The 721-nt window shown below is 41.2% G+C and carries 1 protein-coding gene; it reads right to left on the reverse strand.

Going from position 1 to position 721, the window contains the following annotated elements; translation table 11 throughout:
- Nucleotides 1-721 (reverse strand): MurT ligase domain-containing protein (locus tag ACRCJ0_RS17495; protein ID WP_431391427.1); only part of this gene is annotated, 721 nt, incomplete at both ends.

Below are 721 nucleotides of genomic sequence, written 5' to 3' on the forward strand. Positions count from 1 at the left end.
ATCTTCTAACTGGATTAATTGGTTTTGGTTAAAGCCAGCGACTGCCATACGTTTAGACAAGTCAGCCACACGAATACCTGCCACATAAGAAGCTTCAATATTGTCCATTTCGGCTAGTTTTTCAAAGTTACCATCCCAAATCCAGGATACATCTTGGCCGTCAGCGGGACGGTCATTTAAAACTGAAATCAGGGTATATGGTGCTTTTTCTAAAAGACATAATTCGATGATTTGGTTTAGACCTACAGGGTTTTTGATAAGGTTAATCCGTAAGTCGTGACCTTCCACGTTGATGGCTTCTTGACGCCCGAAAATACGTTTAGCCCCTTGCAATCCTTCAGCGATATCTGCTTGGCTGACACCAAAATACCGGCCTAGTGAATAGGCTGATAAAGCGTTGTAGACATTATATAAACCAGCAACTGGAATACTGTATTGGTAGCCACCAATTGTAAAGCTAGCTGATTCCGGTGTTAATTCATTAATTTCTTCTACTTGGTAAGTTAATTCTGGACGACTCACGCCACAGTTAGGACAGAAATAGTCACCAAGGTTGCTGTAGGTAATGCTGTGGTAATGTAAAACATGTTCACAGTTCGGACAGATAACACCATCAGTATTGTTGTCTGCTAGGAAGTCTTTTGACTGGTCTTCTGTGTTGAAACCGAAAAAAACTTGTTTGTTGTCTACTTTACGGGATGAGAAAATTGGCGCATCACCA

The sequence above is a fragment of the Aerococcus sp. L_32 genome (assembly GCF_050689315.1).